The organism is Thermococcus sp. 21S7, from assembly GCF_012027615.1.
Lineage (GTDB): Archaea > Methanobacteriota_B > Thermococci > Thermococcales > Thermococcaceae > Thermococcus.
Genome location: NZ_SNUT01000007.1, coordinates 62,359 through 77,012, shown reverse-complemented (window position 1 = coordinate 77,012; position 14,654 = coordinate 62,359). Strand labels below are relative to the sequence as shown.

Sequence of the window (14,654 nt, the reverse complement as noted above, 5' to 3'; positions counted from 1 at the left end):
CAAGTTGCTGCAAATCTTAAAAACACTATTAGTATAAGTCATTATGGTGATGTTAGATGATAAAACAAATAAGAACCTTTATCGTGTTGATATTAATAACACTTCTAATGGCAACGTCAGTATCGGCAGAATGGGTGCCCCCAAAGGATGGAACGACCATAGTTCTGACCGACGAGAAGGGTAGAATTCTCAGGGGCTTCTCAGGAGACTATGAGATTCAGGTTCAAGTTGATATCGCCACTCCCTCTGGCATCAAAACCCTCGGCCACTACAGAATCAAACGCTCAGGCTTTTGGAAGCTTGACACAACGAGGAGCATTGTGAAGATAGCGAACCTCCGGAAATCTCTACCACGAATAAGCAAGGAGAAACGCTATGGAGTCAGGGTCTCTGTGTGGATTATAGACAGGGAAAAGGGTACCCTCTACAGAGGCATGGGTTCGACCCTTCTCTCGACGGAGGATTTAGAAGGAGCCTCCAAGAGGGTTGCGGTCACAATTCTTGAGAAAGATCCCCTGCCCAAGCTCCTCCGTGAAGGAGGATACCATTATGAGTGGAGGGCCGCGGAGGACTCGTGGGAGGCCAAGAACTACATTAAGGTTCCCATTCTCATAATAGACAACAGGAAGGGAAAAGGAAAACTTCAGGCTTCGATATCGATTAAGGCAGACTACAAAACAGAGTTCTCGGCGACTTTAGCGTATGGAACCGATCTGGAGGTGAAGTTCAGGAATAGTGATCCGGTTAAAGCTCTATCATCATCAGTAAAGATATACGGAAAGAAATGGGTTCCAGTTGAGGGTCACTATTACTTTTACCGCTCCATGGATGTATCCAAGGGTAAAATGGGCTACATATACATCTGGGCCAAGCCATACTACAGGCACGAAAAGGAATACGTCTGCGCCTGGGGAATGGGTGCCTACGGCTGTAGCGAAACCGGGAGGGAAAGAATAGACGTTGGAATATACGATGTGAAGGCACTCAAAGGTGTCAACGGATACATAATGGAAGGAGGCCATGAGCTTAGATCCCCGCAACTCGACGCAAGGTTTTACAAGTTTACCAAAGATGGCCTTCAACACCCCCTACCCAGGGAGGAGGGCATAAGTTTGGCGTACCTCTTCCAGGCAGTTAGCGGAGAGTGCGGCGTTAAGTTTGGCATTGGAGTTCCAGTAGGTGCAATTGCAGTTGCCTTTGGGGCGCCGGCCCCGGTTGCAGGGCTTGTAGCTTCAATCCAGTACGAGAAGGCAGGTAGCGTTACGGTCGATGGAGGAGTTCAGAATTGCGGATCCCCTACAACACTACACGCCTTCAAGAGTTCACAGAAGTACAAGTTCAAGACGGGCTGGTTTAGCTCCTGCTCCGCGGAGATTCCAATAGGATTCTACGTGAAAAGCGGCTGAGTTGGTTTTCTTTTTCTGCTCAACTTCCATCGAGTTCGATATGGAAAATAAATAAGGAAATCAACCCTTAATTACCCCCTCCAGAAGCTCAAGTCCCAGATTGAGGTACTTCTCGGCCTTCTCCTCGCTCTTTGCCTCGCTGAAGACCCTGATTATCGGCTCCGTTCCGCTTGCCCTTACGAGAACCCAGCCGTCCTGGAACAGCACCTTGGTTCCGTCCGTGGTGTCAACAGTGTAGCCCCTCGCTTTGGCAAGCTCGGCGACCTCGGCAACTATGGCCTTCCTGTCTCCATCCACCTTTCTCTTCGTCTTGAACTGGTAGTACTTCGGCAGTTCATCTATCAGCTCGCTGAACTTCTTGCCGGATTTTGCGAAGATTTCGACTATCTTTGCCGTGGTCATCGCCCCGTCCCTGCCGAGGACGAAGTCCGGGAAAATAACACCGCCGTTCTCTTCTCCCCCTATCGTCCCGTTGTGCTCAAGGAGAGCCCTCGCAACGATCAGGTCGCCGACCTTGGTTCTCATGACTTCCGCGTTGTTCCTCTTTGCTATATCGTCGAGCAGGTTGGAGGTGGCTATGGTGGTGACAAGCAGTCCACCGCCGTTCTCCCTCAGAACGGCATCGGCAACCAGGGCAAAGGTCTTGTCGCCCTGTATGAACCTGCCGTTCTCGTCTATGAACACCGCCCTGTCGGCGTCGCCATCCTGGGCAACCCCGAAATCGGCACCTAGGGCCTTTACAATCTCCACGAAGCCCCTCAGGTTCTCCTCGTTCGGCTCCGGGTTTCTGGCCGGAAAGTGACCGTCCGGATGAGCGTTGATGCTGACAACCTTGCAGCCGAGCTCCCTGAGCAGGTAGGGGAGCGTCAGACTGCCTGCACCGTTGGACGTGTCAACAACAACGAAGGGTCTCCGCCTTTTGATCGCCTCAACGTCAACCCTGCTCTTTATCGCCTCGATGTATGGTGTGATTATGTTCTCCTTCCTGACGTTGCCTATCTCGCCCCACCTAGCCCTGTCGAAGTCCTCGTTGAAGAAAACCTCCTCCACGACGGCTTCGCGCTCCTTCTTCAGTCCCATACCGTTGGGTTCGAGCAGCTTTATGCCGTTGTATTCGGGCGGGTTGTGGGAAGCGGTTATAACTGCCCCTCCGTCGGCCTTGAAGTGTGCCGTCGCGAACTGTATCGCGGGGGTTGGGGCTATTCCGACGTCTATAACGTCGCAGCCGACGCTGAGAAGGCCGCTTATAAGCGCGCCCTTGAGCATCTCCCCGCTGACGCGGGTGTCCATGCCAACCACTACGAGGGGATTCTCCCTCCCCTCGCGCTTGAGCATCGTTCCAAAGGCCATGCCCATCCTGAGGGCAAAGTCCGGGGTTATTTCCTCGTTCGCTATTCCCCTGACACCAAAGGTACCGAACAGCCTTCCCATTGCAATCACCTCACATTAGAGCACTGGCAAAGTTGAGTATTATCGTCACGAAGATGTAGAGACCGTAGATGAACGCTCCAGCTTGGATCAGCGAGACGAGTATCTTCAGCGGCTTCAACCTGCCGGAAAGCAGGGGCACGGGAATGCCAATCACTATCGCGGCGAAGAGATAAACCACCGCGTTCTTTAGGGCGGAGTAGTCCACCGGTATGTCTATCTGCGGGTAGGTTATGGTGACCTCCTGTCCCTGAACCGTGAACGTTATATCCGCGTTCTGAAGTCCCACGACGATTATGTAGGACATTATGAGCACGAAGAGCAGCGTGGGCAGGAGGCTGAGCGAGAGGGAAGATATCGAGCTGCTGAACCGCTCCCACTCATCCCCACAGTTCTTGACCTTCTCCTTCTTTTCCTTCTTCCCAGATTCTTCAGACATCATCACTCCCTCCCGAAATCGTCCGCAAAGCGGACTATATCGTCCTCACCGAGGTATTCCCCGATCTGGGTCTCGATGACCTCAAGGACGACCTTGCCCGGGTTCTCAAGCCTGTGGATGACGCCGGAGGGTATGAACGTGCTCTCGCCCGGCCGGAGGAGGATTTCCTTCTCCCCGACGCGAACCTTTGCGGTGCCCCTGACCACCACCCAGTGCTCCGAGCGGTGGTAGTGCATCTGGAGGGAGAGCTTCTTGCCGGGCAGAACGGTGAGGCGCTTTATCTTGTAGCGGTCGCCCTCCTCAAGAACCGTGTAGCTTCCCCAGGGTCTGTATGCCGTCTTGTGGACCATGACGCGCTCATCGTTCATCTCCTTGAGGCGCCTGTAAACTTCCTTAACGCGCTGGCTTTCGCCGCGGTGGGCAACGAGTAGAGCATCGTCGGTGTCTATGATTATCAAATCCTCCACACCGACAGTGGCCGTTAATCGGCTCGTCATCACGAGGTTGTTGCGCGAGTTAACCCCGATGTGGTAGCCCTTTTTACCGCCCACCTTGACGGCGTTTCCGTCCTCGTCCTTCTCCATCACCTCGTAGATGGCGTCGAAGCTGCCCAGGTCGTTCCAGTAGACGTTCAGGGGAACCACTGCGGCCCTATCCGTCTTCTCCATGACTCCGTAGTCGACGGACAGCTCCGGAACCAGTTCGTAGGCCCTCTCGATGCTCTCCCCGGTTTCAAAGGCCTCCCAGACGTCGGGGGCGTGCCTCTTCACCTCCTCGGCGAAAATCTCCGTGTCGAACATGAACATGCCGCTGTTCCAGTAGTAGCCGTTCTCAACGTAGCGTTTCGCGGTCTCAAGGTCAGGCTTCTCCTTGAACTCGGCCACCAGGTAGCCGCCCTCAAGCCTTTCCCCGGGTTTTATGTAGCCGTAACCGGTGTGAGGTCTGGTCGGCTTTATTCCGAATGTCACGAGGTATTCCTTCGCCAGCCTTTCGGCGTTTCTGAACGCCGTCACATAGTTTTCATTGGCCTCTATCAGATGGTCGGAGGGAAGCACCGCGACTATAGAGTCCCCGAAGGCCTCCTCGATTTTCTTTATCCCCCAGAATATAGCCGGCAGGGTGTTCCTTCCCCGAGGCTCAAGGAGGATGTTGTTCTCGGGCAGCTCCAGGCCGAGCTCCCGCAGGTCGTCGAGAACGCGGAAGCGGTACATATCGTTGGTGACCACGAAAATCTCATCGGGCTTTGAAAAGACAAGCGCCCTCTGGACGGTTTTCTGGAAGAGGGAGTACTCATCGAACATCCTTATAAACTGCTTGGGCATCAGCTCCCTGCTCAGGGGCCAGAGCCTCGTCCCCTTTCCCCCTGCAAGGATTAGCGTCTTCATAACACCACCTCCAGTAGTTCTGCGACCGAGCTTATATTTTTAGCCCTCCTATGCCTGAGGCTCCCAACGATGAACGGATGGTCAACGACGTCCAGGAGGGGGAAATCGTTCTCCCCATCCCCCAAAGCGTAGCTCTCAACCCGCTCCAGGCGGGAATAAAGGTTCAGCAACTCCACCGCGGCCCGCCCCTTGTCGGTGTTCCCGGTAACGCCGAGGAACCTGCTGCCCCTCGACACCCTCAGGCCCATGCTCTTAAGGACTTCTTCGAAACCTGACCGTTCCCATCTGAACACCGTCTCGCTGTAATCGCGCTCCACCGCCAGCCTCGCCAGGTTTTCCGGGAGTCCCGTGAAGGCCGTGACCTCTTCAAGCGTGCAGTTGCCGTAGTACTTGAGGCCGTATTCCCGTGCCAGGGCATCGAGGGCCGCCTTTATCCGGTCGTATTCCTCCCCCAGCTCAACGATAACGTATTTCCCCCGCTTCCTTCCGTTGACCTCGAATGGGAAGTAGTCCTCGGGAATTACGATGGCGCTTCCGTTCTCGACTATGAAAGGGCCATTCAACCCCCAGGCCTCACGGTAGTATTCCTGCTCCGCGAGGGTCTTGGAGGAGTTGAGCACAACCTCAAAGCCCGCCCTCAGGAGTGCCTTAAGGAGGGGTCTGGCCGGTTCTGGGGAGTAGTCGTCGCCGAGCACTGTTCTGTCGAGGTCAAGGAAGAGCACCCTCATCGTCACACCTCGAAGCGCAGGAGCGTTTCGGCGTTGTCTTCCAGGGTCTCCATCCACCGGTTCACGTCTATGTTCTCTATGGGTGGCATGATCCTCGGACTCGGCGGTTCCTCGTTCTTGCCCAGGAGACCGTGAAGGCGAAGCTCCTTCAGTATCTGGTTCCGCATGGATTCCGTCGCCAGCTTGGAGTGGTATATCGTCCCCAGGGAGCTGAGAATCATGTTAACGACGTGCTCCTGTCCCTTGTCCTCGTGCAGATGGGGGTTCAGCGTTTCTATCTGGAACACCTCGACCCCCTGGTCGTAAACGTCCGTGTGGGGATCCTCCCCCCACCTCCCGAAAGTCTCAAAGAGGTACACCAGCTCGAAGGGCTCTATTGAGTAGCCCGTCGAGAACGGCATTATCTCGGCCAGCTTGATGCTCATCGCGTGCTCGCCTGCGTTTCCCGTCACTATAATGCTCGTCTCAAAGTTCGTGGCCACGCCGAAGAGGGCGTTCATGTAGCGGTTCGTTATCTCGCTCACGCGGCCCCACTTTCTGAAGTACAGTCCCTTAGTGCTGACCTTGGGCTTGTGGCGCCAGCTCAGACGAACCATTGCGTATTCGCTCTCGCTCATCAGAAAGCCAGCCGCGTAGTCCTTCACGTACTCGTTGACGGAACCGGGGATGTAGTTGTCGGCATCGACGAAGCCCACGTACTTGGCCCCTATGGCCTTCGCAAGGAGGATTCCTATCAGCATCCCCTCACCCTTTCCGCTCCTCACGCTTCCGTTCTCATCGAGGATGTCCGTGTATCCCACCTCGCGAAAGGCCTCAGCGACCCCCACGTCCTTCTGGTGGACCATTACTATGCGCGAGTGGGTGAGGTTGTAGAAGTGCTTTACGAGGTCAACCTCCTGCTTGAAGAGGTTCGGCCCCTTCCTCTTGCTGTTCGAGACGATTATTATCGGACACTGGTGCGGTATGGCCTTCAGAACACCATCGACCAGCTGGAGCTTCTCGTTCTTCATCGGAACGACTATCGCGATGTCTTCAAGAGTCCCGTAGATGTCCTCGCGGGGCACGTTCGTGACTGTAAAGCTCCCCACGTCTCGCGTCTGCGTGTCCAGTTTGATAACCTTCTGAACCTCGTAAATCTCAACCGCTCCAAACAGTTCCTTGTAAACCGGAGCCTCCAAAAGCAATTCAACCACCCCTTGATAATTTTCGAAGATGAAAAGGGAACCCCGTAAAAAATTTGGGAGCGCGAAAATAAAAAGGTTTGTTTTACGGGCGCAGTGCGAACTCACCAACGAAGGCCGAACTCGATATGGTGTCGCCGATTCCGACGGTGCTCTTTGGCCTCGCCACTATCTTCGTCGGGGCGAAGGAGAGCTGGTAGCCGTCTATCTCAGCGATGCCGTCCTTCATGCCGTACTCCCCGGCAAGCCTCTCCTCCACCGTCCCAGCCTTCTCGTTCACCGGGACGTCCATGGCCTTGACCACGTCGTCTATCGAGCGGACGTCGCCGAGCTTCGCCTTGGCGGCCGCCGCTAAGGCCGCAAAGAGCAGCGCGTCACGGACGAAGTCCCCTTTGTAGTCGGTCAGGGCGAGGTAGTAGCCGTAGGTGTGGAAGTGTATCCTCTTAACGCCGGTTCTCTTGGCGAGCTTGAGCATGGCCTCGGTGACCGCGATTGGGTCCACTGGGTCGTCGGCGAGGAGCTTTCCGGCGAGGCCCTTCTCACCCATGACCTCCATTATCGAAGCGAGCTCGACCTCGTTGAGGCCGACGCTGTGGAAATTGCCCAGGACGTCAATCAGGGCCATTCTGACGGTCTCATCCGCGGTGAAGGCGAACTCAAGGTGAACTGGAACGTCCCTCGCGTTCAGGATTTCGAGGTGGCGCACCATCTCATCAAAAGGCTCGCGGTAGTTCCCCCTCGTTAGAGTCTGGAGGCCGCTGATGATTCCCAGCTCGGCTTTTTTCGCTATCTCCTCAAAATGTTCGGTGAACTCGGGCCTTATGTAGACGTTCGGATTGTAGTCATCGGCGGCGCCAATGAAGCGGTTCTCGCGGGGCGCCTCGAAGCCGAGAACCCCGAACCCGCGAGGGAACTCGTAGATGTAGTGGATGCAGTTCTCCTCGTCGGCCCGGAACTCCTTCGGATGAACGAGGTTAAGCTTCCCGTTCTCGACCTTGGGGACGTAAATCGGCCCATCCTTGAAGAGCTCCGCCTGAAGCCTCGAAACCTGGGGAACGTGGGCTATGACCTGAACGCCGTAAACACCGCCGAGGAGGTTGGCCATTATCCCCACCTGGCCGCCCATCCTCAGCTCGTCCCAGCCCCACTGCCTCATGTAGAACCTGACGGTGCAGCTGTCCACGAAAAGCTCCGCCGCCTTTCCGCGCCTGATGCTCCAGAGAATTCCGCCGAGGAGATGCTCAACGGAGGTTATCTTCTCTGGAAGCTCATCGGAGTACCTCAGAGCCTCGTCCTTTCCGGCCCGCTCTATCCGCCGCTCCAGGTCCGTGGGGTCAAGGTACTTTATGGCGTCAATGTTCGTGTTGTACGCGAGGAGAACCCCACCGATTTTCCCGATGTTTTCGCGAACTTTATCAAAGGCCGATGAGTAGAGAGCGTCCCAGGACATTATATCACCGGGAGTGATGTAACCGCTGAAAGTTAATAAGGGTTACGGTGAGAAAAAGGGAAATCAAAGGCTCACTCCTTCCATCTCGGGTTGTCCACAACCTTGACTTCGCCGTTCTCCTCAATGACCAGCTTGGAGAAGCCCTTCTCGGCTATGCTGCCGTAGTCGTGGCCGGCGTCGGCAGGGTATATCGCCAGGAAGATGAACGGCTCGTCACCAGTGTTGACTGTCCTGTGCGCCCAGTAGGGGGGAACGTAGACAACCGTTCCGGGCTTCATCTCTATCCATTCGGCCTTTCCTTCGGGCGTCTGGAGGAGCATTCCGCCCTTCCCCTTGATGCCGTAGTATATCTCCGCCCTGTCCGCCTTGGAGTGATAGTGCCCCTTGGTGAAGAAGAACTCCCTTCCGACCTTACCCGGGTAGAGGACGGTGGTCGCGAAGTTGAGGTCGCCGTCCTTCTCATCCTGCTCAATCGCGTAAACCTCGTAGACAACCGGGTTTTCCTTGAGAAGCTCTTCGTAGGCGTTTTCATCGACGAAGTATCCCTTCAGGTCGCTGAGCCTTCTGACGAGCTTTTTGGCACCTGGTATAATCCCGGTTTCGAGGTCGATATCAACACCCAGCGGATTCTTGTACTCCATTGGAACCACCGTAATAGAAGTGAGGATGGGGCTATTTAACCTTTCCCTTTTGTATCACCGAAAGTGTTACAGCAGTCTGAAGAGGAGGTAGGCGACGCCGATGGAGACCGCCCAGTAGCCGGCGTTCCAGCGGACGACCTTGGAGCCGTCCAGAGGTGGGAACGGGAGCAGGTTGAAGAACGCCAGCCACAGGTTGACCGTTGCCGTCATCTTGATGACCCACCAGAGGGACGTGAACGGAGCCACTGCCCTCAGGGCTACCAGTGCGGCAGCGCCGACGGCTATGTTGGTCAGCGGACCCGCGAGGGCTATCTTTCCGAAGGCCTCTCTGAAATCCACCGCGTAGGGGGCGTAGACCTGAACGGCACCGAGGGCGGCGAATATCCAAGTCGTTCCGGTGAGAAGGCGCGTCGCTATGCCCACGAGAAGCGCCAAGAGTATCCCCGTGTCCCAGCGTTTGTAGTACGCCCTGTAACCGTAGTGCCGCGCCATCTGCCTGTGGGCAAGTTCGTGGAAGATGAAGGCCGTCAGAACGGCGATGACGGAATATGGAATCGCATAGGGGTCAAAGTTGGAAAACAGCAGAGCAAGGACTAGAAAAGAAATCAGTAAATCCTTGATCTCCCTCCGTCCCATGCCGGCCCTGTGAGTTCCTTTCCACTGTCCGTAGTGCATTGAAACGCCCCGCGGGGAGGCTCACTTGCCCTTTACTTCAATCTTCTTGCCGATTACAAGCTCGGCGGCTTTAACGGCGGCACCGCCGCTCCCCACCGCTATCCTCACCTGATCCTCCGGAACGTAAACAACTATCTTGTCCTCAAGCTCCTCGATTTCAAGGATCTTGACGTTGAGCATCTTTTCAAGTCTGTCCTTCATGGTGAATCCCCAAGAATGCTGTGGCGGTTCTAAATATAAAAGTAACGAATCAGTCAAAGTCCCAGATGGTTCTCCCCTTATGGAACATCATAATGTAGCCGCAGTTCCTGCAGATGACTATCTTCACCTTGTGCGCCGTAAAGCCCCATTTGCTGTCTATCTTCCCCTCTTCAACCTTAAAATCCGTTCCGCCGCAGAGCGGGCAGACCAGCTGTCTCCTTTCCATCACATCACCCCCGCTGTCCAGTAGGGCGAGAGGAATCTCTCCTTCCCCCTGTCCAGGAGATGCTCTATCCCCGGCTTGTGGCCGAGGCCAACCACGGCTATAACCCGTGGCCTCTTAACCCCATGAAGCTTAAGGTTCTCGACTATGGACACGAGGTTCCTCGCCATTACCTCGTTCCTCTCCTCGACCAGAACGCGGTAGAGGTAGGGATAGCGGCGCTTGAACTCCACCATCATGACCCTGTACTCGGCCATTGGGTCGGAGGGCTCGCCGAGCCTAACGGGCAGGAATATCCCCAGGGCCTCCAGGGCCATGAGAAGCTTCTCCCTCCCCGGGGCGGCGGCTATCTTGGAGAGTATGACGGTTATGTCCTCGTCTATGAGGTAGAGGGGAACGCCGAGGGCTTGGGCGGCGCTTACGGCCGCTTTCATCTCCTCCCCCGGTGCCATCCCAAACTCCTCCCCCAGTTTCTCCTCAACCTTTGCGAGCGCATAGTTTATCAGCCCCTTTCTGCCGAAGCGGAGGGCTTCCTCAAGGGTCATCTTCCTGTTCCCGTTCATGGAAAGGAAGCGCGCCCTGTCGAGCTCTATCGCAACGGCGTGTGGCCTCTCCTCCAGTATCGTCCTGATTACCTCCTCCCTGCTCTTTGGCGAAACGTGCATCGTGCCTATGAGCTTAACGTAGCGGAGATAGCTCATCTTTTCTCCTCCAGAAGGTTTCTCACACTGAATTCGTCGGATTTAAACGTCAAAATGTCGAAATCTCTCGGAACTATGAAATCTACTCCAAAATCGCGGCATATCCGAGAGGCCCCGCTCAGGTATTCATCGTAGGTGTAGCGGAAGGCCCTGTGGAAGAGTGCCAAAAGCCTGACCTTGGCCCTCTTGGCGACCTCGCAGGCCTCCGCGACCGTCGAGTGGTAGCTATCGCCCCTGTCGGCTGGATTCAGATAGGTGGCCTCATGGATTAGAAGGTCAGCCCTCTCGGCGAAGAGCCTGACCCTTTCAGCGGGCTCGGTGTCGCCGGTGTAGACGACCTTGACCCCCTTCCTCCTTGGCCCTGTGACGTCCTCAAGGTAAATCGTTTTCCCGTTCCACTCGATTTTACCTTCACGCTCAAGCTTCCCGAGTATCGGCCCCTCTCTCAGGCCGTATTCCCTCAACTTCTCCGGCAGGAACTTCCCGCGCCGGTCTTTTTCCTTAAATACGTAGCCCAGAGCCGGAATCCCATGCTCGACCTTGAAGCTCCAGATTTCGTAGTCCCCGAACTTCAGCCTCGTCTCTCGCAGCTCGTGGACGTGTATATCAAACCCCGGCCTGAAGAAGCCGCTGTTGAGGAAGTTCTGAACGAACTCGAAGGTGTATTTGGGACCGTAGATGTGAAGGGGCTTTTCCCTGTCCCAGAGGTTCATCGTCTGTATCAGGGCAGCCAGGCCGAGGTAGTGGTCGCCGTGAAAGTGCGTGATGAATATCTTCTCCACCTTCATCGGGCTGAGCTTTGCCGCATTCATCTGCCTCATCGTGCCCTCTCCGACGTCGAAGAGTATGATCTCACCCTTGTAGCGGAGAGCCACCGCTGGAACGTTTCTCTCCCTGGTGGGCATTATGCCGCCCGTGCCGAGGAAAATCACTTCAAGCATGCTATCACCTCCGAGGAGAAGTTTAAAAAGCTCCCGGAGCCTCCACCAGGCGGACTTTCCGAAAATCCCTCTAGTTATTCACCAAAAATGTAAGGTAAAGTCATGAAAACCATTTTATATTTTGAAATATAACAAGTATTAGGTTTACGTAGGTTGCCATTCTGGGAACCTCCGTGGACTCAGCTTGAGGGGGAATTTGTATGAAACGGAATACTGCTCTGTTTATTGTTATGCTTCTGACGGTTTCGGTATTCACCCTGCCGGGTCACCGGGTCACCGCGGAGGAATCCGACCTCGTTGACGGTTCGGGGGGTATGGTTATAGCGGACGAGGAGATAATCATAGGCGATCGCGGGGACTACTTCTGGACCTATGAGAACGAGAGTGGAGACGTCATCGGGAAATTCCACACAGGGTATGAAAAATGGGATGAGATGGCGGCCTGTGACGTTAACGGCGATGGAAAAGCCGAGATAATCCAGGGCGACAGGAGCACGAACAAGATATACATCTACAGTGCGGGCGGTACCGAACTGGGCAAACACGACGTAAATTTTGAGGCCGGGGACGACCTGGCCTGCGGAGACCTCACAGGCAACGGGAAGGCCGAGATCGTCCACGCCGACAGGAACAACTGGATGCACGTATTCGACGAGAACTTCAACCTTCTGAACCAGTTCAAGGTCGATGATTTCGCGAATGGCGATTCAATAGCCGTCGGCGACCTCGACGGCGACGGAAAGGCCGAGATCGTGCACGCTGACGTGAGTGCAAACATCATAACCCTCTACGATATGAACGGCAACGTCATCGGGAGTCTGCCAACAGAGGACTACTTTGAGCTGACGTCGAGGGACGAGATGGCGATTGGGGACGTCAACCTCGACGGACTGAACGAACTGGTCGTGGCCACCCAGGACTCGGACGACTACCAGGAGAGGGGCGTACACGTCTTTGGCTTCTCAAAGAAGGGCGCCCAGCTGGAGGGGAGAGAGTTAGCGACCTTTGTGATGCCCTTCCAGAAGGGGGACAGGATGACCGTTGGGGACGTTAACACAGACGGCCTCGACGAGATAGTCTGGGCCTCCCAGGACGGCTACGTGAAGGTCTACAACCTTGGAGGAGACCTGCTGAACGGGCCGAAGGGCCTGAAGACGGAGTTCAGTTACGGAGCGGGCCTCGCGGTTGGCGACGTGGATGGCAACTCAATAATTGTCGGACCTCCAAGGAAAGGGAGAATGCACGTTGAAAACCTCGTTATAGCGGTTATAAACGCCCCACCGGTTGACTACGACGTCATAAACAAGACGGGGGTATTCTACTCGGAGTTCACTACCGAAAAAACCCACGCAACGAAGTTCTCGGTGAAGTCCACCCACGACATCAAGATGAGCCTCGGAATGAAGGCGGTCATGGGCAACAAGAAGGTCGCCTACGCGGAGGTCAACCTTAAGGTGAGCATGGGGTTCCAGCTCCAGCGGGAGAGAGGGCAGAGCTACGAGGAGAGCATAACCTATGGACTGACGTCCGATATGGGCGACGGAGCGCTTTACGTGACCACGGACTACGACGTCTACGAGTTCCCGATAATAAGCCCGCCGGAGCTTGCTGTTGTGAACGGCGAGCAGCAGTACATACTCGTGACTGTTCCCAAGGGGCCGCCCCACGTCCACTTCCAGAACTACAAGTCGGACCTGCACGAGATTGGGGATATAAACACCTACCCTGAGAACCTCAACGAGCTGAAGAACTACGAGCCCGGGAACCTCCTCGACACCTTCACCATGGAGGTCGGTCAGGTGGGTAGCTCCTACGAGAGGGCAGTCAAGGAGCTGGGCTGGACGAAGAGCAGGAACACCTTCAACGTCGGCGTTTCCATCGGCATCGGAGGGGGCTACACCTCACCCACCTCAAGCCTCGATATGAAAATTGAAGGCAGCTACGGCTATGAGAGGGTAACGACTCATGAGGTGACCGTTTCCAACGAAACCAGCGTCAAGGTTGTCTACAAGGGCGGCATAAGCGACCCGAGCATGTGGTACAACGCAACCGGAGTTATCTACCTCGACAGCGAGGACGGACATCTGGTTCTCGACTTCCTCGTGCCCAGCAAGGGGGAGCACTACGAGACAAGGAGCGGAAGCCCGATACTGATAAACTTCGGCTTCTTCACGATAGACTACCATGCCCTGCTGCTCATGAACAAGCCGCCGGAGTGTTCGATTTCAGCCTCTCCAAGCTCCGGAAAGCTTCCGCTTGAAGTTGACTTCGACCTGGATCTAAACGACCCGGAGAACGGCTCCATGAGGTGGGAGATTGACTTTGGAGACGGCTACTCCACAGAGGGCAACGGCACAGAGACAAAGCACATCTACCGCGAGGAGGGGAACTACAAGGTCACCCTGACCGTCTACGACCCCCTGAATGCCAACGCCACCTGCAAGGCATCGGTAAACGTCAAACCGAACGAGAAGCCAGCGGCGCTCTTCAGCTACTCGCCCGCAGAGATTAAGGCAGGAGACGAGGTGCGCTTCACGGACAGCTCCATAGACCCGGACGGAAGCGTTGCCAGGTGGAGCTGGAACTTCGGCGACGGAAGCACTTCAACCGAAAGGAATCCGAGGCACACGTATACAAACCCTGGCTCGTACACGGTAATGCTAACAGTCGAAGACGAAAGCGGACTGAAGGGAACCTACTACAAGGAGATAACCGTGGAGCCGCGGAACTATCCGCCGACGGCTGACTTCACGTTCCTGCCAAAGGAACCGAAGGCCGGGGAGGAGATAAGCTTCGCGGACAAGTCCTACGACAGGGACGGGAATATAGTGGGCTGGAGCTGGGACTTTGGAGACGGGAGCACCTCCAGCGAGGCCGAACCCGTTCACACCTACTCAAGCGCCGGCAACTACACGGTGACCCTGAAGGTGAGGGACAACCTGGGAGGAGAGGACGTCAGGAGGATCACCATAACGGTTGGAGCCGCGGAGAGCCCCTCGCCAACGGAAACGACATCAACCGAAGCCCCAACTGCCACACCATCAGGAACGACGTCAAGCACGCCGGGCGAGGAAACGGGCCCTTCAGAGACGAGTTCCTCCAGCACCCAGCCATCCCCGACCGAGTCGGGGGGCACATGCGGACCGGGAATAGTCGTCGTTCTGGCCGCAATCCTGGTCCTTTGGAGGAGGCGCTAGTCTTCTCCATTTAATTTCTGCCAAAGCATTAAATACTCTGAAACTGTTATTATTCTGA

General features: G+C 55.6%; 14 protein-coding genes. 2 read left to right on the top strand and 12 right to left on the bottom strand.

The window, feature by feature from the left end; all coding sequences use genetic code 11:
• The first annotated feature begins 56 nt into the window (after nucleotides 1-56).
• A complete protein-coding gene (locus E3E51_RS11200) occupies nucleotides 57-1,406 on the top strand; it encodes a hypothetical protein (RefSeq protein ID WP_167913194.1) in 1,350 nt (449 codons plus the stop codon).
• A 60-nt stretch (nucleotides 1,407-1,466) separates the two neighbouring features.
• Here the strand turns inward: E3E51_RS11200 and glmM are convergent, their stop codons facing one another.
• The 12 genes from glmM to E3E51_RS11140 all read right to left on the bottom strand — a co-directional run bounded on the left by glmM (nucleotide 1,467) and on the right by E3E51_RS11140 (nucleotide 11,399).
• Complete coding sequence (glmM, locus tag E3E51_RS11195) at nucleotides 1,467-2,837, bottom strand: phosphoglucosamine mutase (protein ID WP_167913193.1); 1,371 nt, start codon at nucleotides 2,835-2,837, stop codon at nucleotides 1,467-1,469.
• Between the two features lie 10 nt (nucleotides 2,838-2,847).
• Nucleotides 2,848-3,276, bottom strand: a complete 429-nt coding sequence (locus E3E51_RS11190; protein ID WP_167913192.1) for a hypothetical protein — start codon at nucleotides 3,274-3,276, stop codon at nucleotides 2,848-2,850.
• On the bottom strand, nucleotides 3,276-4,658 hold the full coding sequence (locus tag E3E51_RS11185) for a mannose-1-phosphate guanylyltransferase/mannose-6-phosphate isomerase (protein WP_167913191.1): 1,383 nt from the start codon (nucleotides 4,656-4,658) through the stop codon (nucleotides 3,276-3,278). The genes E3E51_RS11190 and E3E51_RS11185 overlap by 1 nt, the downstream gene beginning before the upstream one ends.
• Nucleotides 4,655-5,386, bottom strand: coding sequence for a mannosyl-3-phosphoglycerate phosphatase (gene mpgP, locus E3E51_RS11180; RefSeq protein ID WP_167913190.1), 732 nt, complete (start codon nucleotides 5,384-5,386; stop codon nucleotides 4,655-4,657). Before mpgP ends, E3E51_RS11185 begins: the two co-directional genes overlap by 4 nt.
• 2 nt (nucleotides 5,387-5,388) lie before the next feature.
• Nucleotides 5,389-6,570 (bottom strand): mannosyl-3-phosphoglycerate synthase, encoded by a 1,182-nt coding sequence (gene mpgS / locus E3E51_RS11175; protein WP_167913189.1) that lies wholly within the window; start codon nucleotides 6,568-6,570, stop codon nucleotides 5,389-5,391.
• Between the two features lie 82 nt (nucleotides 6,571-6,652).
• Nucleotides 6,653-8,020: an ADP-specific glucokinase gene (locus E3E51_RS11170; protein WP_167913275.1), complete on the bottom strand. Its 1,368-nt coding sequence runs from the start codon at nucleotides 8,018-8,020 to the stop codon at nucleotides 6,653-6,655.
• Nucleotides 8,021-8,088: 68 nt separating this feature from the next.
• Entirely contained in the window at nucleotides 8,089-8,658 is a 570-nt protein-coding gene (gene pgiA, locus E3E51_RS11165) for a glucose-6-phosphate isomerase (RefSeq protein ID WP_167913274.1), read from the bottom strand.
• Nucleotides 8,659-8,724: 66 nt separating this feature from the next.
• Nucleotides 8,725-9,333 carry a site-2 protease family protein gene (locus tag E3E51_RS11160; protein ID WP_240924331.1) on the bottom strand — a complete coding sequence of 203 codons (609 nt, stop codon included), beginning with the start codon at nucleotides 9,331-9,333 and terminating at the stop codon, nucleotides 8,725-8,727.
• A 21-nt stretch (nucleotides 9,334-9,354) separates the two neighbouring features.
• Entirely contained in the window at nucleotides 9,355-9,534 is a 180-nt protein-coding gene (locus E3E51_RS11155; RefSeq protein WP_058939157.1) for a KH domain-containing protein, read from the bottom strand.
• 49 nt (nucleotides 9,535-9,583) lie between these two features.
• Nucleotides 9,584-9,760, bottom strand: coding sequence for a hypothetical protein (locus E3E51_RS11150; RefSeq protein WP_167913188.1), 177 nt, complete (start codon nucleotides 9,758-9,760; stop codon nucleotides 9,584-9,586).
• Nucleotides 9,760-10,458, bottom strand: coding sequence for a TraB/GumN family protein (locus E3E51_RS11145; protein WP_167913187.1), 699 nt, complete (start codon nucleotides 10,456-10,458; stop codon nucleotides 9,760-9,762). The genes E3E51_RS11150 and E3E51_RS11145 overlap by 1 nt, the downstream gene beginning before the upstream one ends.
• Entirely contained in the window at nucleotides 10,455-11,399 is a 945-nt protein-coding gene (locus E3E51_RS11140; protein ID WP_167913186.1) for a ribonuclease Z, read from the bottom strand. The genes E3E51_RS11145 and E3E51_RS11140 overlap by 4 nt, the downstream gene beginning before the upstream one ends.
• A gap of 200 nt (nucleotides 11,400-11,599) precedes the next feature.
• Between E3E51_RS11140 and E3E51_RS11135 the strand changes: the two genes are divergently transcribed.
• Nucleotides 11,600-14,596, top strand: a complete 2,997-nt coding sequence (locus E3E51_RS11135; RefSeq protein WP_240924330.1) for a PKD domain-containing protein — start codon at nucleotides 11,600-11,602, stop codon at nucleotides 14,594-14,596.
• Nucleotides 14,597-14,654: the final 58 nt, after the last annotated feature.

Excerpts from the sequence above, each read along its gene's own strand:
- mpgP (WP_167913190.1), bottom strand. The coding sequence starts at position 5,386 with ATGAGGGTGCTCTTCCTTGACCTCGACAGAACAGTGCTCGGCGACGAC.
- E3E51_RS11135 (WP_240924330.1), top strand. The coding sequence starts at position 11,600 with ATGAAACGGAATACTGCTCTGTTTATTGTTATGCTTCTGACGGTTTCG.
- E3E51_RS11140 (WP_167913186.1), bottom strand. The coding sequence starts at position 11,399 with ATGCTTGAAGTGATTTTCCTCGGCACGGGCGGCATAATGCCCACCAGG.
- glmM (WP_167913193.1), bottom strand. The coding sequence starts at position 2,837 with ATGGGAAGGCTGTTCGGTACCTTTGGTGTCAGGGGAATAGCGAACGAG.
- E3E51_RS11145 (WP_167913187.1), bottom strand. The coding sequence starts at position 10,458 with ATGAGCTATCTCCGCTACGTTAAGCTCATAGGCACGATGCACGTTTCG.
- E3E51_RS11150 (WP_167913188.1), bottom strand. The coding sequence starts at position 9,760 with ATGGAAAGGAGACAGCTGGTCTGCCCGCTCTGCGGCGGAACGGATTTT.
- E3E51_RS11190 (WP_167913192.1), bottom strand. The coding sequence starts at position 3,276 with ATGATGTCTGAAGAATCTGGGAAGAAGGAAAAGAAGGAGAAGGTCAAG.
- E3E51_RS11155 (WP_058939157.1), bottom strand. The coding sequence starts at position 9,534 with ATGAAGGACAGACTTGAAAAGATGCTCAACGTCAAGATCCTTGAAATC.
- pgiA (WP_167913274.1), bottom strand. The coding sequence starts at position 8,658 with ATGGAGTACAAGAATCCGCTGGGTGTTGATATCGACCTCGAAACCGGG.
- E3E51_RS11200 (WP_167913194.1), top strand. The coding sequence starts at position 57 with ATGATAAAACAAATAAGAACCTTTATCGTGTTGATATTAATAACACTT.
- E3E51_RS11160 (WP_240924331.1), bottom strand. The coding sequence starts at position 9,333 with ATGCACTACGGACAGTGGAAAGGAACTCACAGGGCCGGCATGGGACGG.
- E3E51_RS11185 (WP_167913191.1), bottom strand. The coding sequence starts at position 4,658 with ATGAAGACGCTAATCCTTGCAGGGGGAAAGGGGACGAGGCTCTGGCCC.